Genomic DNA, 18,415 nt, shown 5'->3' with positions numbered 1-18,415 from the left:
CCGCATCGTGCGGGGCCGCCTTCGGGGATCGTGGGACGGGTACCGCTACAGTCACCGGACCCTTCTGCCGCCAGCGGCGATCGAAGGGGTACTCACCACTTGTGACGGAAGGGCCCGAAGCCAACCTCGGCTGCAATCGCATCGAGGTCGAACGGCGGCTGGAACTCTGTCAGCTTGCCAGGGTGGCTTCTCTCGAAGACGTCGCACCGGAGCCGACTCTCCCAGCGCAGCCGGCCGCACGCGCAGCCGATAGCTCCGTGGCCTCCCACGAAGACCAGCAGCCAGCGGCTCTTGCCGCAGTCGCAGACGACGTGCTCGGTGACCGACCGGTAGGAGACCCGCGAGTCCCGGTCCGTGACGGCCTCTTGCAGTGGGAGGTTCAGCTCGTACGCGATGATCGCCTGGACGGTCTCGGCTTGACGCAGCGCCAGGTCGAAGCTCTCGCCAGCGCACGCTTCCAGAACTCTGAGGAGCGGCCAGTTCGCGTCCACATCGGGAAGCGGACCCTCAGTGGCCGCGGTCCTCTCAAGGGACCGGGCGAGTTCCAGTAGACGTTCGTCCAGAAGCAGGTCGCCGTCCGATAGCTGATCGACCCGGTGAACGAGTTCCTCTGCGATCTTGGCGGGTGCGTCCTTGACGGCGCGGGCGGCGGCCCGCGCCTGCCGCAGGACTTCCTGGTACTCCTCGGGGAGGGAGCGAGGCAGGAAGTAGAGGCCGCGGTACCGCTCGGCGAGCTGCCGCAGGCCCGGGGAGTGCCGCTGCTTGGAGAATGGCACTAGCTGGCGCTTGGCGGACGGCGGTGGCAGGTCCGGATGGGATTCCAGGACGAGCCGGTGTTGCCACCAGACGCGCCGAGGGTCGACAAGTGGCTGGTCCCACAGTGTCAGCGAGTCGCGGACGGGGATCTCGGCCGCTTCGGCCGCTCCCGCGGGGCGGCTCGGCTCCTCACGAGTTCGCCGGGGTACCTCCGGGTGTCCCAGGACAGGCCACGTCTTCGCATTCGGGGGGAGGCCTCGGCGGAGGACCTGGTCGACCTCGGTGGCGATGGCGCTGGGACCGGCGGCTTTCTCGTCGGCACTGCCTCCGATGCTCGTCTGCAGATCCCACTGGCACCAGGGATACTCGCCGCCGGCTGCGACGCCGTAGGCCAACGTCGGACCGCCGCTGGAGGGCAGGACCCAGAAGCGGTCGCCAGCGTCCCTTTCTTCCTCCCAGCCGGCGGCTTCGTCGGAGAGCAGGATCTCCACCCCCGTCGGCAGCTGTTCGCCGATCGTCCAGCCCAAGGCGCGCAGGCGGGCGACCATGATCGGCAGGACGGTGCGCTCGTAGGAGTCGAACGGCTTGCTCCGGCGCATCGACGGGTACAGCGGCCTCCAGGCGGCGGTGCCCTTGACCTTGATGAGGTGCTGCTGCCAGGTCGGCATCGCCTGGTAGCGGCGGCGGACGATCCGTCTGGCCGGATGGGTCAGCCGCATGTCGATGACGGACTGCCGGTAGTCCGGGTGCTCGAGAACGGTCCCGATCACCATCGGGGTGTCGGCGGCATCGCGCAGCTCGAACTGCCATTCCGTCTCGCCGGCCCGCACCTTGCGCCAGCCGTCGGGCCAGGTCACCTCGACGTAGTCACCTGCCGACCTCGTGACGTCGATACCCAGCAGGCGGTACGTCTCCCACGTCTCGGAGGCGTCGACGCGGCGCGCGGGCAGGACCCGCCTCTCTCCGTCGCCGAGGAACTCGCTGAATCGCCGCTCCTCGTAGCTGTCGGCCACGGCCACCCGCACCCTTCGACGCATCGGACATCCCACACGCTCGACCGCCGCCAGTCTGGCAGCCACCGCGCCCGCATTCTATGCCAATATGGCATTGGCTCACGCCGTAATGGCATACCACTGTTGAGGGAGCGATGTCATGGCCAGGTATCCGGACCCGACCGCGGTGATCAGTGCGAGTTCACTGCTCAGGCGAGCCAGAGCCGGCACTCCCGACCTCAGCCAGAGCGACCTGGCCGACGCCGCGGGCCTCGGGCAGACAGCTCTCAGCCGCTACGAGCTCGGCAAGCGCGAGCCAACCTTCGCGGACCTGCAGCACATCGTCGGCCGGACCGACTACCGCCTGGAGATCTCCCTCCGCCGGGAGCCGCACCGCCAGAGCTCCATCGAGGCGCTGCTCAGCCACAGCGCCCAGCGCTTCACGGCTGCGGACCGGGACCTCCAACGGCTGCTCCCGGCCCAGCTCGCTCCGGAGGAACTCCAGATCCGCCCCTCCGAGCAGGACGGGCCGAACCTGTCCGACGCGCTCCTGCACTACTACGAGATCAAGCACCTCTTCCGGGACGCCCGCCGCCTGGAAGAGCGCCTCCAGCAGACCTACGCGCAGTTCGGCACCGAGCGCGACCGCGACCTGATCCACCAGATGCTCCAGGTCGGCATCGGCGCCGGCCAGGCCGCCACCGCCCTCGCCTGGGCCATCGACACCGCCGCCGCCTCGATGCCGAAGGGCCGGGGGAAGAAGGAGCAGGACGAGCCGCGCCTCGCTCGCACGCTGTGGGCTCACGTCGCGTGCTGCCTGCGGGCGGAGGAGGCGATCTGCCGCGACCGCGTGGAACGCATGCACCAGGCTCTCGCCGCGGCCCGCCGACGCGAACAGGCCGCGAACCGGCTCCGGGACGCCGAGGCCCTCGCCCGCGCCGGCGACCGGCCCGCCGACGACCCCCACGTCGAACAGGCCCGCGCCGAGCTCGACGCGGCCACCCGTCGCTGCGCCGCCCTCAGCCCCAACGGCGGGGCCGCCGACGTCGGCCAGGCGGGCGAACGCTACCTCGCCGTCGAACTCGCCGAACTCGCCGACCGGGCGTGCACGCTGTTCTCCGAACTCGCCGCAGAACCGGCGTTCGCCCGGTGGCGAAGCAGCCACGCCACACACGACCCGCTCTACGACGAGTGGCTGGACGGGACGCTGGACGTCACGCTCGCGCCACCGAAGCTCTACCCGGACAAGGACAGCTTCTACCGCGAGCACCCGGCCCTGGCCCAGCCATGGCGCGACCAGTTGGAGCGCGGCGAGGGCGGGCCTACCCCGTACGGCAGCGACGAGCGCCGCGCCCGTGACCACCGCGACCGGGAGTGGGTGATCACCATCGCCGCGCCCACCACCGGCGACCCGCGAGCGTGGCCGAAACCGGAAGCGGTGGTCGTGGCCACCCGGTGCCCGAGCCTGCCGACTGGCGAGCCCAGAACGCCGGTCTACGTCCTCGCCGCAAATCTGCACGCGACCCGAGCCGCCGACATCCTGGAGACGGCCCCGGGCCCAGCCTCGCTCGCCAGCATCGCGGCCAAGCTCACCACCCGCCGCACCCCCGGCAAGGAGACCAGCCGATGAGCCCCGACAACGAGCCCGTCCACGGGCCGTCTCGAGCGCCTGAACCGAACGCAGTCTTCTTCCGGCCAGCCCCAGTGGGGCTGGCCGTGGCGATAAGCTGACCGCCGATCGAACCGGACGAAGGAGGACCCGTGCGCAGGCCCCCCATGGACGACGGACGCCACGGACCCGTCCGGGAGATCGACCCCGTCGCCTCGGCTTTCGCCGGCGAAAACGTCACGCACCTGGTCTGCCAGTGCGGAGTCGTGACCGGCGACCTGCAGGGCCACGCTGTCCACGTCCGGGAAGTGCTGCGCGTTCCCGGGCCGAGGTGGCTGCCGGTCGGCGCCCGGCTCGCGCTGCTCCTGGGCGGCGGTGTTGCCCTGGCCATCACCCTGATGCTGATCGCGCAGAACCAGCTCGACGGAACCGCCCGGACGGTTGTCCTGGGACTCGCCGGGCCAGTGGCCTTCGGCGTCACCATGGCGTTGGCCGTCCTGCTGCGCCCGTACATCGTGCCCAACGGACGCCACCCGATCGGATGAAGGTGCCCCTGCTGCGAAGCGGGCTGCGGGATGATGCACGGCGTGTACGAGAACCTGAACCCGACTGAGGGTCAACTGCGCTCCGCTCTCGCTGCGTTGGGCATGGACGTTCCCGCCTCTCTGGAGCACGAGGACGACGAGGTGCGGACCGCCGTCCTGGCTGCCCACCTCCGCCGGGCAGCCGACCACGCCAGCTACAACCTGGTGCTCGCCGCCCAACCGAGTACGGCGGTGGAGATCGCCAACATCACCAAGCCGTTGGCCTGGCCAGTGCCCGAGGATCACCTGGCGGCGGCCCTTGGCCACCTCGGCCGGGCGGACGGGCACCTGGCCGTGCTCGCCCAGGACTTCTCCGCTCCGGGTGCCGTCGCCTTGGACACCGGCGGCGGACGGATCGAGGAGGGCTTCGCCGCAGCCGCGGCCGAGCTGTTGGACGCTGCCGGTGAGGCAGTCCGCTACCGGTCGAGGCCAGACGGCACCGACCGGACGGAGGAGGAGCTCCACGCGCAGCAGGTCATGGACCACTTGGACCAGGGAGAGCATCTGCTCAACCAGGCGATGAACCGGCGCGAGGCTGCTGCGCTCGGCGTGGACGGAATGCTCTACCCCGACCCGGACTGACATGGGTGCCCCGGTTGCGCGGAGCGGTCTGGTACGGAGGTGACCGACCGCTGACCGGGTCGGTCGTGCTCCCACCCCGCCCAGGACGGCCAGTCGAGCGGTCAGCCCCTCGTGTCGGCCTGCGCCCGGATCTTCCGGATGAGCTCGGCGTCCCCGCGTAGGACCCCGACCACCCGGGCATCGGTGGGGCTCTGCCCGTGCTCCTCTCCGCACGGGCACACGCTCCAGCCGTCCGCCTCGACGTGTTCGGCGACCTGCTCGATCAGGGCAGCTGCTTCGTCGAGCAGCCCGATCGGGAGTCCGGCGCTCTCGCTCGCGGAATCGGCGCCGATCGCCAAACCGATCTCGAAGACCAGATCGGTGGCGTGCTGCACGGTGCGGGTGTCGCCGTTGCTGGAGGCGTACTTGATGACCTGGGCGAGGGCCATGAGCGGGCGGGAGCAGATCCAGCGCGGCAAGAAGGCGGTGCGTTGGTCGACTCGGACCGGCCGCACGCCGTGCGCGGCGTCGGCGCCGGGGGTTCCTAGCGCGCTGGCGTTTGCGATCTGGTCGGCAACGGCGGCCGGCTCGATGTATCGCAGGGCGGACCGCGGCTGGATCCCGAGCCGCTGCGCGACCACGGTCACGTTGTGGGCAAGCACGTTCGTCACCGCGACCGAGACGACGTCGAGGCCGCGGGTGAGGAGCTCGGCCTCGGTCTGCGTCGCGAGTGCCTTGAACGCCTTGGATGTCCTGATGTCGGGCACGGGGACAAGCGTAGGGCCCCTGTGGGCTGCCGCCCGCCACGCCGGAGCGTCGCGCGGACCGGAGCGCAGCACCAGGACGCGTCCAGGTGGAGCCTGCGGCGGGCTGCTAGTGGGAATCCGCCGCAGGACATGCTCGGCTACCAAGCCGTGGCGCGTTCCACGTCGTGGGCGTAGTGACCGAGTGCTTGGCCGAGGTCGGCCCGGCCCTCGGTGCCGGGTTCGGAGTTGTCGACGGCGTCCTGCGCGGCGCGAACCACGGCGTGGGCCCGGTAGTCGATCTGGCCGTTGCTCCCGCCGGTGTTGGACAACAGCTTGGTCAGGATCCGCAGGGCATCCGGGTCCTGGGCGCTGTGCGCGGCTCGCTGGGCGACCCGGTCGGGGTACTTGATGGCCGGGGTGGCGGTGACGGTGCGCAGGGTGCGGGTCAGCCACTGGTGCTGGTCGATTCCTTCGGCGAAGGCGAAGTGGCCGGCGCCTGCGAGGGCGGGTGCGACGTCGGGGTCACCGTCGGCGAGGTCCAGGACCTGGTCCCAGAACTGGAAGGCGCGCTGGTGCAGGGGGAGGGGGCTGGCGACGTCTTCGCGGGGCAGTGCCCGGGCGATGTCGCCGAGGAGCGTCGAGACGGCCGTCGGGCCGCCGTTGCCGGTGATCAGCTTGGCGAGGAAGTCGGGGCCGAAGGTGCCGGGGGAGTGGAGCAAGGTGGCGGCGAATCGGTCGAACACCTCGTCAGGTGCACCGGTGCGCAGGTAGTCCATGGTCTTGCCGGGGTCGAGGTCGCCGAGAACGGCGTACTCGTCGTCTCCGAGGTAGCGCAACGAGCGCAGCCAGGTGTGGATCGGGGCGGATGGCTCGGCGATGTCGAGCAGGGTGGCCTGGTGGGCGGTGTACCAGGGGAGGGCGTAGTGGCGCAGCGGGGTGAGGGCCGCGCCGACGGCGGCCAGGGCGCGGTCGTCGCGGCCGTCGGTGACGAGCTCGGTCAGCAGGGTGGCGGCTTCGGCGGGCAGTTCACCCTGGTCGGCTGCGCGGCGGACGGCCCACTGGAGGACGGCGACCAGGGCGAGGCCGCCGGAGGAGTCGGTCGCGGTGGCGTAGGGGCTGTCGGGCACCGAAGCGGGCTCGGTCCACGCGCGGACGGCGGCCGTCAGCCAGGTGATGGCCGCGGCCTCGTCCACGCCGGGATCGGTCCCGAGTACCCAGGCCTGGCGCAGCAGCTGGACCACCGTGCGGCGGGCGCGCTCCTCAATGTCGGGGTCGGCAGTGCTGTTACCTGCTTCGAGCTGGGTCTTCAGGGCCCAGGCCGCGGTGCAGGCGTCGGCGAGGCGTCGTCCATCGGCATCGGTGAGGCCCGCCGCCTGCTGGTCGGTGTGCAGGGTCTGCAGGTAGGCCGTGCGCAGGTCGAACGAGCCGAGGGCGGCCATGACGGCTTCGATGTCGGCCGCCCAGGCCGCGGGGGCTGCGTGGACGGCGGTCTCCAGCATCCGCAGGTCGGTGCGCTTGTAGTAGTCCCCCTGCGAGGGAATGCGGGCCGCGAGCTCAGCGGCACCCTGAAGAACACCGTGCTCCTCGCACCGGGTGACGAAGTCCTTCACCGCGCCCTCGCCGTGGTCGGGGTACGGCACCATCTTGATCAGCGGCTCGGTGAGCGCCGGCGGCGGCCCGGTGAACTCGGCCAGCAGGTCCACCACCGGGCGCCAGGGTGCCAGCACCGATGCGGGCGCCACCTCGGAGAGGCAGTAGACGGTCCGCCAGACGGGAGGGAGAGCGGACTCCCACTCCAGCTCCGGCATGTCGGCCTCATCCTCGCCGAGGAGCTCGGCCAGCGCCTCCGTGCCGCCGAGCATGGAGGCGAGCGTGCGGGCGAGGCGACCGTCTTCATCAGCCAGCTCGGCGCGGGCTGCCTGCAGCGCATCCTGGCCCGGGACCGGGCCGAAGCCGGTAGACAGGGCCGCCACGAGGTCGGCCTGGTCCGCCGGTGCGCAGGTGCCGATGGCCACCTGGACGAACCGGCCGACATCCGGGGTGAGGTAGGGCATGGCACCCAGGCGGGCCAGCACCTCGAAGGCAGCCCTCCACCACGAGACGTCCGCCGGAGCGATCCCCGCGGCATCCACCAGGTGGACGGCGATCAGCCGCTCGCGCTCCCAGCCACCCAAGGCCTTGGCCGTCCAGGCACCGGTCCGCGCTGCCAGGTCAGTGCCCGCTTCGCTGAGCTCGAGGCGAGCGAACTCGATGCAGGCCGCCGCCGCGAGCCGGGCCCCGGTCAGCGCCCGGTCCCCGGCCAGGCTCGGCGCACGCAGGTCATCGCTGATCTGCAGCTGCTCCCGGACGCCTTCGACCGCGAGGTGAGAGGCCAGCACGGCCGCGAGGCCGGTACGGACCCGCTGGGCCAACTGCGGACCGCCCGTTCGGCCGGTCTCCAGCAGCTGGGCCAGCACGGTTCGGACGTTCCAGGAGTCAGCAGCGGAGCCGTCCGACCCGACCGACAGGGCCTTGACCGTCGCATCCACCCACGCGGCGTCCCGGTGGGCCGGCAGGGTCTCCTGCGCCCAGTAGACCGCCATGGTCCGTACGCCGTCGGTGGAGTGTGCCTTGAGCGCCCGGGTGACGAGGGCCGCGCTGTGGCCGCCGAGGTGTCGGCACAGCAGGACCAGTTTGGCGGTGGCTTCGGGGCCGGTCCGCCAGATCGTGTCCAGGTGCCTGTCCAGCCACCGCACCAGGCGGGCCGGGTCCTCGGCGGCGAGGCGCTCGAAGTAGGGCCTAGCCGGCCACCGGTCCTCCTCCGGCAGGAGCCGGACGGCGTCCAGCTTTTCCAGCCACTCCCAGCCGGGGAAGTGTTCGAACAGGTAGAGGGAGGCTGAGGGGTGGTGCAGGTTGTTGACCTTCTGGATCTGCTCGGGGGTCGGGGAGGCGACCGCGCCGAGGGCGACCCACTCGGGGGCCTGGTCGACGACGGTGGCGACGAGCTCCTGGATCAGGGCGAGGCAGTCGTGCAGCATCGCGACCGCCGTCACCGCGGTCGCCTCGGTGCCTGGGTGTACGACCCCTGACCCGATCTTGTACTGGTCTGTCCAACGCCGGAACGCTTCCTTCTCCGCCTTGCCCGGCAGGCGTCCGGTCTCCTTGTGGACCACCGTGGTCAGCTGCATGACCCGGTGGACCCCCTTCTCGGCCTCCATCTCGCACAACCGCGCGTAGGCCGCGCCGACCTCGTCGAGCCGCCGATCGAGGACCGCCTGACGGTGGAACTCCTTGCTCGACCGGATCTTGTGAAGCTCACGCAGCGCGACCATCAGGGGGTGCCCGGCGGTCAGCGTCTCGGGCACTGTGGCCCCGAGTTCGTCGACGGCGTCCAGCACCGTCTGGGTCGCGCCGAACGCCAGCACCGGCGGGTGCCCGGCTTTCGTGGCCGCGGATCGGGAGCGGAGCACCTTGACGATGGCCTTCCCGAGATCACTGCCCGGGTCCACCTTGGGCGGGAAGGCGGCAAGGGAGTCCAGGGCGTCCAGCAGGCCGTCCACGGGGGTCGGGGCCTTGAGCGAGCCGTCCGTGTCGAAGATCGCCTTGAGGGACTTGGAGACAGCATTCCGCGCCGCCTCCAGCGCCTTGTAGTCGTTGCCGCCGATCTCCATCAGGCGTTCGATCGCCACCCGGCACATCGCCTGCGCGGTCACGTACGGCTCCCGGTGGCCGTCCGGCTCGCACAGCATGTCGCAGATGTCGCGCAGCAGGCCCAGCGCGACCGCGCCTTCCTTCTGGGGCCCGAAGTCCTGCAGACGCTGGGCGAAGGAAGAGCCGTCGGCCAGCAGCGCCACGTCGTGCGCCGATGGCCGGCTCTGGTCAGCCTCGAAGATGGTCACGTGCGGCACGGTAGCGGCGCGTCGGCTGGCTTGGCGATCGGTTTCGGGGGGCTATGGCCCGCCCGCTGGGTGGCCCGATGTGCTCAGACGGGTAGGGGGTCTTCCACCTCGGTCAGGAGGTCGGCCCGGTCGTTGCGGACGTTGTTGACGTCGGTGCTGACGGCCGTGACGGTGAGCTCGGTGCCGGAGGGGGTGTGAAGGAGTGCGCGCAGGCTGTCGGGGTCGGTGTGGTCGGGGTCGAGCCAGGCATCGCGGTTGGCCGCGGTGATGGTCAGCGGCATGCGGTCGTGGATGCGGCCCGCGGCGTCGGTGGCCTCGGTGGTGATGATGGTGCAGGTGGCCAGCCAGGCCAACGGGTCGTCGTCAGGTCGGGTCTTGTCCTTCCAGAACTCGTACAGCCCGGCCATCCCCAGCAGCGTCCCGTCGGCCGGAGCCAGGTAGTAGGGCTGCTTGTAGGGCTTGCCGTCCGGACCGCCAGGGGCCTGGCGCCACTCGTAGTAGCCGTCGCCGGGGACGATGCACCGCCGCGCGGCGAAGGCGCGCTTGAAGCTGGGCTTCTCGTGGACGGTCTCGACCCGGGCGTTGATCATCCTCGCGCCGCCGGATGGGTCCTTGGCCCAGGACGGCACGAGTCCCCAGCGCAGCGCCCGGACCTGCCGGGCGATCTCTCCGCTCTCCTTGTCCAGGCGTTCCAGCACCACGAGGACGTCGCGGGTCGGCGCCACATTCCAGCTCGGCGCGAACCGGTCGTCGGGGACCGCCGAGTTCGCATCGAACAGCCGGGCCAGGTCGACCGGGCCTGTCGTGGAGACGTACCTACCGCACATGGGCCCAGCCTCGCACGCCGCCGGCGGTCGTGGCCCGGCCTGGGCACTGTGTGTCGGCACCCTGCGTCCGGCCGTGGCCTGGGTTGTACGCCCCGCTCGGTGTGCCGCTTGTAGGTCGCCCTCCCGGGGTCACCCCACGGCTGATTTCAAGATTCTTTCGGACGCCGTCGGGCCGCGGCAAGCCGCGGTCCGACCGGTCGGAGACTAAGTTGCGCGTTGTCCCGATGGCCCCACCTGCGGTAATGCGGCTTGCGCTGTTATTCGAACATATGAGCTACTGGAGATGCCGGAAGGGGAGTCCGGGTGACAACGAGAAGGGGCTGACTGACCGGAGGTGATCGAGGTGTTCGCGCACCTCCACTCCGCGTCGGGCTACTCGATCCGCTACGGCGCCTCGCTTCCTGCCGCGCTGGCCGAGCGGGCCGCCGAGCGCGGCATCGCCGAACTGGCGCTGACCGACCGGGACACCGTCTCTGGGGTGGTGCGGCACGCCAAGGCGTGCGCCACCGCCGGGGTGCGGCCCCTGTTCGGCGCGGACCTCGCCGTCGGCCTGGCCGAGCCGCCAGCCCCGTCAGGGCGGCGCCGGACCCCGGCGCGCGGCGGGGCCTTCGTGGACGAGTCAGCGCCCCGGATCACGGTGCTGGCCCGCGACAAGCAGGGCTGGGCCAACCTGTGCGCGTTGATCAGTGCCGCCTGGGCGGGCCGCGCCGAGCGCGGCGGTGGCCAGCCGGTGGTGCCGCTGGAGGTGCTGGCCGCCCACGCCGAGGGCCTGACCGTGCTGCTCGGCCCCGGCTCCGAACCGCTACGCGCCCTGGCTGCCGGCCGCCCGGACCGCGCTGCCCGGCTGCTCATCCCCTGGCGACAGTGGTTCGGCCCGGCGCTGCGCCTGGAGGCGGTGAACCTGCGCCGCACCGGCACCGGCCCGGGCAGCTTGCGGCTGGCCGCCCGCACGGTGGGCTTGGCCGCGGACCTCGACCTGGAGGCGGTGCTCACCAACGCCGTCCGCTACGCCGACCCCGGCCAGGGCCCGATCGCGGACGTCCTGGATGCCGCCCGCCTCCTGCGCCCCATCCAGCCCGGCGCCACGTGCAACGGCGAGCGGTGGCTGAAGCCGCCGGCCGCGATGGCGGAGCTGGCGCAGGAGGTCGCCGAGGCGGCCGGGCAGGGGCCGGGCGGCGCCCGACGGCTGCTGGCGGTGACGGCCCGGACGGCGGCCGAGTGTCGCCTGGATCCGAAGTCGGACCTGGGGATCGGCACGGTGCGCTTCCCGGAGGAGGACCGGCTCGGCCTGGCGCCGGGCTCCTCTGCCCGGGTGCTGCGCGAACGGTGCGAGGCGGCGTTGGCCAAGCGCGGCATGGACCGCGACCCGGAGGCCGTCCGGAGGCTCCGGGAAGAGCTGGAGGTGGCGACCGGCCTGGGCTGGTCCACGTTCTTCCTGACGGTCGCTCAGATTGTCGCCGACTTCAAGGAGGCCGGGGTGCGGGTGTCGGCGCGCGGCTCCGGCGCCGGTTCCTTGGTCGTGCACTTGCTGGGCATCTCGGCGGTCAACCCGCTCGAGCACGGCCTCATGATCATGGAGCGGTTCCTCAGCTTCCGGCGCCGCTCCCTGCCCGATATCGACGTCGACGTCCCCGCGGACCGCCGAATCGACTGCTACCGCCTGGTCCTGGAGCGCTTCGGCGCCTCCCGGGTCGCGGCGGTCGCGATGCCGGAGACCTACCGGGTGCGTTGGGCGATCCGCGACGTCGCGCTGGCCACCGGCCTGTCCCCGGACGAGGCCGGCCCCCTCGCCAAGGCGTTCCCGCACATCCGCGCACGGGACGCGCGCTCGGCGATGGCCGAGCTGCCCGAGCTGCGCCAGGTTGCCGCCGAGGCCGACCGGTACGGCGCCCGGTTCTGGGACCTGGTCGAGGGCCTGGACGCGCTGCCCCGCGGTCTGGCGATGCACCCGTGCGGTCTGCTGCTGTCCGACGACTCCCTGCTGGCCCGCACCCCGGTGCTCCCCACCCCCGGGGACGGCCTGCCGATGTCGGTGTTCGACAAGGACGATGTCGAGGATCTCGGCTGCTTGAAATTGGACATTTTGGGCAATCGGACGATGCAGGCGATGTCGTACGCGCTGTCCGAGATCGAGCGCACCACCGGCCGCACCGTCGACCTGGACGACCCCGAGCAGGTGCCGCTGGACGACGAGGCCGCCTTCGCCCTGCTGCGCGAGGGCGAGTCCCTCGGGGTCTTCTCGATCGACAGCCCGGGCCAGCGGGACCTGCTCGGCCGCGCCCAGCCGCGCGCGTTCGTCGACTTGATCGTGCAGCTGGCCCTGTTCCGCCCCGGGCCGGTGGCCGCTGACATGATCCGTCCGTGGCTGGACGCCCGGCACGGCCGCCGGCCGGTGCGCTACCCCCACCCCGACCTGATCCCCGCCCTGTCCCCGACGCTCGGCGTGCTCGTCTTCAACGAGCAGGTCGCCAAGACGTTCTCGGTCCTGACCCAGACCGACCTGGCGCTGGGGGAGGAGGCCCGCCGCGCCCTCAGCCGACCCGAGCGGCTGCCCGCACTCGAGACGTGGTTCCGCACCCGTGCAGCCGCCGCCGGCTACGACCAGCGGGTCATCGACTCCGTCTTCGAGCAGCTCAAGGGCATGGGCGCCTACGGCTTCCCGGCCTCGCACTCCGCGGCCTTCGCCGTCATCACCCTCCAGAGCGCATGGCTGAAGGCGCACCACGGGCCGGCCTTCTACGCCGGGATCATGGAGGCGGAGCCGGGCATGTACCCGCTGCGCCTGCTTCTGGCCGACGCCCGGCGCCACGGCGTGCCCGTGCTGCCGGTGTGCGTCGAGGCCTCCGATGCCGGTTACCGGGTCGAGACCGGCCCGGACGGCCGCCACGGCCTGCGGATCGCCCTCGCCGCGGTGAAGGGCATCACGACGGAGGAGATCGCCCGGATCACCGCCGCCCGCCCCTTCACCTCCGTCCCGGACCTGTGGGAGCGGGCCCGCCCGTCCCTGCCCACCGCCCAGAACCTCGCCCGGATCGGCGCCCTGGCCGCCGTGCCCGGCGGCACCCGCCCGCGCCGGGACCTGCTGCTGCTCCTGGACGAGCTCCACCACGGCCGCCGCTCGGCCGCCGTCCCGGACCAGCTCGCCCTGCCCGCCCCCGCCGAGTCCCCCGCCCCGACCGGCCTGCCCACTATGACCCCCCGTCAGGAACTCGACGCCGAGCTGGAGGTCATCGGCCTCGACGCCAGCAAGCACCTGATGGCCGAGCACCACGCGCTGCTCGCCGAGCTCGGCGTCACCCCCTCCACCCAGCTGCGCGACGTCGAGGCCGGGGAGGTGGTGCTGGTGGCCGGAGCGAAGGTGGCGATCCAGACCCCGCCGCAGAAGTCCGGCCGACGCACCATCTTCGTCACGCTCGACGACGGTGCCGGAGGCCTGCCGGTCGACCTGGCGTTCTTCTCCGGCCCGGACGCCGAGGCCGCCGCGCACACGCTGTTCCACTCCTGGCTGCTGCTGGTGCGAGGTCAGCTCCAGCACCGAGGGCGCTCCCTCTCCGTGGTCGGCCACCGCGCCTGGGACCTCGCCGAGCTCGCCCGGGCACGCGCCGAAGGCGGCACCGCCGCCGTCCGCGCGCTCCTCGCCGCCCCCGGCCCGGCCGACCCCGCGCAGCAGGACGGCGGCCACCAGGACCGCCGTACCGGCGGCGGCCCGGGTGGCGCCGGCCGGATGTGGCACGCCTCCCAGGGAGCGGCAGGATGATCACGCACCAAGCCGCGGTGACGGTCCTTCACCTGCGCTGCCACCGGCCCGGCTTCGAGGTCTACCGGCAGCTCTTCGGGGTGCTCGGTGACATCACCCCCGTCGTCCAGGCCCTCCCACCCGACAGCGCCCTGCTGGAGCTCGCGGGCGCGGTCCGCTACTTCGGACAGTCCCCGGCCGAGCTGGCCGACCTGCTGCAGACCCGGCTCGCCGCCCGCTTCGGCCTCGTCACCACCGGAGGCCTAGGCGACAGCCGGCTCATGGCCACCATCGCGGCCGACACCGCCCGCCCCGGCACCGTCCAGGTCCTGCCCGACGACCCGGCCGCCGCCCGGGCCTTCCTCCACGCCCAGGACGTCCGGCTACTCCCCGGCATCGGACCGGCCCTGGAGAAGAAGTTCCGCCGGTACGGGATCGACACCATCGGCGAGCTCGCCGCGGTCCCAGTGGCCACCGTGCAGCGCATCGCCGGAGCCAGCACCGGACGACTCCTGGCCGAGCGGGCCAACGGCACCGACCGCCGCATAGTCACCCCGACCGGCCCGCCAGCCACCATCACCTCCATCCGCCGCTTCGACCACGATGTCCTCGACCCCGCCGAAGTCCGTCGAGCCCTCCTCGACCTCGCCCTTGACCTCGGAGCCCGGCTGCGCGCGGCCGGGCAGAGCGCCCGCACCGTTGAGTTGCAGGTCACGTACGCCGACCGCTCCGCCACCACCAGGTCCAGGACGCTGTCGGAGGCGACCGGCCACAGCCCGGCCCTGCGCAAGGTGCTCTACTTGATCTTCGGCGCGCTGGGGCTGGAGCGGGCTCGGATCCGCGCGGTCACCGCCCGGGCCGGCGGCCTAGCCACTGTCGGCGCCACCCACGGGGTTCAACTGACCTTTGACGCGGCCACCGAGGCAGCCCGCACCCTCGAACCCGTACTGGACAAGGCCGCCGCCCGCTACGGGATCGGCGCGGTCGCCCCCGCCGCCGTGGCCACTGCCCGTCGACAGCCGCGCACACCAGCACGGTGACCCAATGACGAGCGGAGACCTGCGGCCGGGGCTAGCCATGACCACACGTTGAGAAGAGCCGCAAAACCAGCCTTGTTTAGACCAACATCACCTCACCGCCCAGGGCGGGCTGACGGGCAGGCTCGTTACAGTTAGTGAAGACTTTGGCCCAAGCGCGGCCGTGGAGCGTCCAGCCGCAGCCGTTTCAACTCATAACGGTCACCAAAATCTCTGCTTCGAAATTCCAGAACGTCCACCGAAAAACTTCGAACCCAACAACTTAATTCCCCCCAGAAACTCAACCGGCCCCTTCCCTCCAATTTGCTGGGCTCGGGATTGGCTCTTGGCCAGGGGCCCGCTAGCTGGCGAAGGTGGACGGGTCCTGACCGACCCGCGGGCCCAGGCCGTGGACCGAGCGAGGCCGGATCCGGGCTCGCGCTGGTGGACTCGCCGGCAAGCAGATCGGCCCCCTGGAGCCAACGTCCAGAGGGCCGATCGAGATCAATGGGGGCCAGAGCGAGGGTCGTGTCGAGACCGGGCTACCCCACCGGTCGCAGCTGTACGACCTTGCCCTTGCGGCCGAGCGCCCGGCTGCTCAGGCGGTAGTACGGGATGTTGTTGAACTTGCTGTACTCCTCCAGCAGGCCCGCCTCGACGAGCTCCTTCCGGATTCGAGAGAAGAACGTGGGGGCCCAGCCCATCTCCTCAGCCAGCTTCTGGGCCGTCCGCTGAGTGCCGTCCTCGCCCGGCGGCAGAGCGCTGTAGAAGGCCAGGAGCAGCCGCTGGTTCGGGCCCATGGCGTTGGAGCGCCGAAGCAGGCCGCGGAGTTCGTTGTCGCTCACGGGTCCATTCTCCCTGGGATCAGGCGCTCTGTGCAGTGCGCGCTTCACGGGCCGCACGGTGGATGTGGGTCAGGAAGTTCTCCTCGAGGGACTCGTCCTCGGCAGGCCGGACGAGGAGGTAGGACTCCGGCTCCTGGGTCAGGCCCAGGATGTGCGGGGGGTTCCAGCCCTTGATGGCCTCGCGGTGGTCGTAGCCGCTCCCGCGGTACACGAGGTACGGCGTGATCGCGTAGAAGGGGCTACGACCGACGGACCCGGACTTTCGCAGCAGCCGGTCCTTGACCAGCTTCTTGATCATCCTGGACAGGGCATCCGGCGAGAAGCCCAGTTCGGCGCCGATGTCGGCGAGCGTGCGGTTCACCTTGCCGGGGTCCAGCAGCGTGGCGCCGCAGTACCACATGATGACGCGGATCTCGGCATCGGTCCGCTTCGACGCCCGGTTGCACAGGGCGATGAACCTCACCAGGGAGAAGGTGCCGAAGGCGCCCCCGTAGCCGAACTCCGCATGAGGAGCCGGCTCCATGGTGTCGGTGTAGAAGAGCCCGGTTGGTCGCCGGTGGCCCATGTCGACACGCTCCGTTCCTCACGCGCATGGCCTATGCATGCAGATGATCCGACCCGAGGATCGGATCGCCTGCACTGACCCTACATGTACTGAACGGCAATGCGATCCGTTCTCGGGGTCGGATCACATTCGTGTCTAGTACATGTACTGAACATGCATATTATCCGAGCCCAGGAACGGGTCACCCGATCGCAGGATCGGATCAGAAAACAGCATCTATGCAGGTCAGAGGGTCTATTCGCCCTTGCACCCTCTAGGGCTGACCTAGGACAGACGCTCTACGTAGGCTGCCCCCGAGCTCTCACGGTCAGGGTCAGGCGCCGAAGCTGGGCCAGTCGGGCGGTCACCAGCGTCCCCGGCCGCCAGCCACACACCGTCCGCGGTCCCCCTGTGAGCATCGGCTCCCTCCGCGCCGTCGCCGATGGCGAATCCCGCCTTTCCAGTGGGTTGGAGCCCGGCGTTGTAATGTCTGCCGCTTGGTACTGGCAGGACAAAGCAGGAGGGTTGGGCGTCATAAACCTTTCTCCTTTGCCGCTTCCGCCGCCCGGGCTGAGGCAGTGCTGAAATCTGCATACTCGTCTGACTGCCACTCAAAGCGCCGATCACGAAATTCCGGCTGCCGCCGGAACCGGGCCCCTGGGGGCCCTTTTCGCGCTCCTCGGTATCAAGCTGAATCGCCGTGCATAAAAATGAGCTCGATTTACCTATTCGAATAAATGGCACGAATTGCCAGCGGGTCGCCATTTACCCGGGGTAGTTAGGGGCTTGAATTTAAAAGTGGAGGTCCAGTAAAAATGCCTTGGCGGATCTCTCACCAGCGCCTGCGGCGTGCTGTTGGTTGTTGGTTGCGCCCCCCTTGGTGGGGTGGCGGGTGGTGGTGGGGGTGGGGGTTGGTGGGCGGTCTGTCGACCGGTGTTGTTTCGGGTGGTGGTGAACTTGGTTGTCTGGGTTGGTTGTTGGGCTGTCTATGAGTGAACTGCTGTGTGTGGGTTGGGTGTTGTGGTGCTGGCCTTGGTGCTGTCGGGTCGGGTGGCCGGGGCGGAGCCCGGTGCGTCTGCTCGGTGGTCCGGTGTTGCCGGTGCCCGCTGGTGGCCGGGTCCGGTCCGGCCCTGGTGTTGCTGCTCCCCGGTGGGGCTGCTCGGTGGTGGTGCGGGTCGGGCGGTGCCTGCTGCGCCTGGTGGTCGTCCTGCGGGTGGTGATGGTGCGTCGGCCCGTCTGCCGGGTGTCCGGCTCGCTGGGCGGGCGGAGCCCGTTCCTGTCGGTGTGCCTGGTGCTGCTCGGCGGCGGTCCCTGGTGGCGGGCGTCCAGCTCGGCGGCCCGGTGCGTCCGGCCGGTGGCCGGTGGCGGGTGACGGTGTGTCTGGCGGGTGGCCGTCAGCTGCTCCCTGGTGGCGGGGCGTCGGGTGGCTGGGCGGGGCGGAGCCTGGTCTCCGTCCCGGCCGGGGGGCCGGGTCCGGCTCGGGCGCGGCCCCCTCGGCTTCCCGCGCTGTGCGCCGCTCCCCGGTGGCCGGGTGCTGCTCCCTGGTGGCCGGTGCTGGGCGGGGGCGGAGCCCTGGTGTTCTCTCCGGGCCCGTGTGTCCGCCGTGGCGCGGTGGCGCTCCTGTGCGGGCGGGGGAGGGTGCTCTCCGGGCTCCTGGCGGTGCGGGTGGCCGGAGGCTGCCCGTGCCCGCCCCGGCGGTCCCTGCGCCCCTCGTGCCGCTCGGCCCGTGCCCCGCCCCCGGGGTGGTGTCCGGTCCGGCCTGGGCGGAGCCCGGCCGCCCCTCGCCCCCGGGGCCGCAAGGGGGCCAAGCCGCGCCCCCGGGCCCGGCCCGGTCCCTGTGGTGCCCGCGTCCACGTACGGGCCGCGCTGCCCCCGTCCAGGCCCGTCACGGGCCCGGGCCGGCTTCCGCCCCCGCCCCGCTGCGCCCCGGGCCTCCGGCCCTTTTCCGAATTTCACGGCAGGGCACCCGTCCAAGGAATTCCGGGAAATCGTCAACGCTCTCCGCTTCGAGGGCGGAGCCCCGACCGGGAAGGCACCCAACCAAGGAAACGCGGGAAATCGTCAACGCACCCCCCGCCCACCACGCCGCACCCGCCCACGAATGCGGCGGAGCCGCATTCCAGCCACCCCCACCCCCGGGCGGAGCCCGGGGCCCTCGGCCACCACCCACAGTGACGGCGGAGCCGTCACCCCGCACCTGCGGAGCCGGAGGCTCCGCCCCGGCCGGAGGCCGGGGGGAGGGCCCTAAAGGGCCCGGAAGAGCACCCCAAAGAAATACATACACCCACACAACAATATCGGTAGTCGTCTTGAGGGTGAAT

Annotated in this window: 12 protein-coding genes; 6 read left to right on the top strand and 6 right to left on the bottom strand. The window is 71.4% G+C overall.

Features of this window, described 5'->3' with window-relative positions:
• Window positions 1–92: 92 nt before the first annotated feature.
• On the bottom strand, window positions 93–1,769 hold the full coding sequence (locus AB0K51_RS23920; protein WP_363458822.1) for a hypothetical protein: 1,677 nt from the start codon (window positions 1,767–1,769) through the stop codon (window positions 93–95).
• Window positions 1,770–1,908: 139 nt separating this feature from the next.
• Between AB0K51_RS23920 and AB0K51_RS23915 the strand changes: the two genes are divergently transcribed.
• From AB0K51_RS23915 to AB0K51_RS23905, 3 genes are all read left to right on the top strand, one after another.
• Window positions 1,909–3,378, top strand: coding sequence for a helix-turn-helix transcriptional regulator (locus AB0K51_RS23915; RefSeq protein WP_363458820.1), 1,470 nt, complete (start codon window positions 1,909–1,911; stop codon window positions 3,376–3,378).
• A 131-nt stretch (window positions 3,379–3,509) separates the two neighbouring features.
• Entirely contained in the window at window positions 3,510–3,902 is a 393-nt protein-coding gene (locus AB0K51_RS23910) for a hypothetical protein (RefSeq protein ID WP_363458819.1), read from the top strand.
• Window positions 3,903–3,944: 42 nt separating this feature from the next.
• Window positions 3,945–4,523: a hypothetical protein gene (locus tag AB0K51_RS23905; protein ID WP_363458817.1), complete on the top strand. Its 579-nt coding sequence runs from the start codon at window positions 3,945–3,947 to the stop codon at window positions 4,521–4,523.
• 101 nt (window positions 4,524–4,624) lie between these two features.
• On the opposite strand, the gene AB0K51_RS23900 is transcribed toward AB0K51_RS23905, so the two are convergent.
• The 3 genes from AB0K51_RS23900 to AB0K51_RS23890 all read right to left on the bottom strand — a co-directional run bounded on the left by AB0K51_RS23900 (window position 4,625) and on the right by AB0K51_RS23890 (window position 9,953).
• On the bottom strand, window positions 4,625–5,269 hold the full coding sequence (locus AB0K51_RS23900; RefSeq protein ID WP_363458815.1) for a hypothetical protein: 645 nt from the start codon (window positions 5,267–5,269) through the stop codon (window positions 4,625–4,627).
• A gap of 137 nt (window positions 5,270–5,406) precedes the next feature.
• Entirely contained in the window at window positions 5,407–9,126 is a 3,720-nt protein-coding gene (locus tag AB0K51_RS23895; protein WP_363458813.1) for a hypothetical protein, read from the bottom strand.
• 83 nt (window positions 9,127–9,209) lie between these two features.
• Window positions 9,210–9,953, bottom strand: a complete 744-nt coding sequence (locus tag AB0K51_RS23890) for an SOS response-associated peptidase (protein WP_363458811.1) — start codon at window positions 9,951–9,953, stop codon at window positions 9,210–9,212.
• A 343-nt stretch (window positions 9,954–10,296) separates the two neighbouring features.
• Here AB0K51_RS23890 and dnaE point away from each other — a divergent pair, with 343 nt between their 5' ends.
• Window positions 10,297–13,710, top strand: a complete 3,414-nt coding sequence (gene dnaE, locus AB0K51_RS23885; RefSeq protein WP_363458809.1) for a DNA polymerase III subunit alpha — start codon at window positions 10,297–10,299, stop codon at window positions 13,708–13,710.
• Window positions 13,707–14,729, top strand: coding sequence for a hypothetical protein (locus AB0K51_RS23880; RefSeq protein WP_363458807.1), 1,023 nt, complete (start codon window positions 13,707–13,709; stop codon window positions 14,727–14,729). Before dnaE ends, AB0K51_RS23880 begins: the two co-directional genes overlap by 4 nt.
• A gap of 518 nt (window positions 14,730–15,247) precedes the next feature.
• Here AB0K51_RS23880 and AB0K51_RS23875 read toward each other — a convergent pair.
• Together AB0K51_RS23875 and AB0K51_RS23870 are read right to left on the bottom strand one after the other, a co-directional pair.
• Complete coding sequence (locus AB0K51_RS23875) at window positions 15,248–15,550, bottom strand: replication initiation protein, RepL2 (RefSeq protein WP_363458806.1); 303 nt, start codon at window positions 15,548–15,550, stop codon at window positions 15,248–15,250.
• Between the two features lie 19 nt (window positions 15,551–15,569).
• Window positions 15,570–16,073, bottom strand: a complete 504-nt coding sequence (locus AB0K51_RS23870; RefSeq protein WP_363458805.1) for a MarR family transcriptional regulator — start codon at window positions 16,071–16,073, stop codon at window positions 15,570–15,572.
• Window positions 16,074–17,256: 1,183 nt separating this feature from the next.
• On the opposite strand from AB0K51_RS23870, the gene AB0K51_RS23865 reads away from it, so the two are divergent.
• A complete protein-coding gene (locus tag AB0K51_RS23865) occupies window positions 17,257–17,466 on the top strand; it encodes a hypothetical protein (RefSeq protein ID WP_363458803.1) in 210 nt (69 codons plus the stop codon).
• Window positions 17,467–18,415 lie beyond the last annotated feature (949 nt).

Source organism: Kitasatospora sp. NPDC049285 (genome assembly GCF_040678815.1).
In the GTDB taxonomy this organism is placed as follows: domain Bacteria; phylum Actinomycetota; class Actinomycetes; order Streptomycetales; family Streptomycetaceae; genus Kitasatospora.
This window is presented reverse-complemented; position numbering and strand designations above follow the sequence as displayed.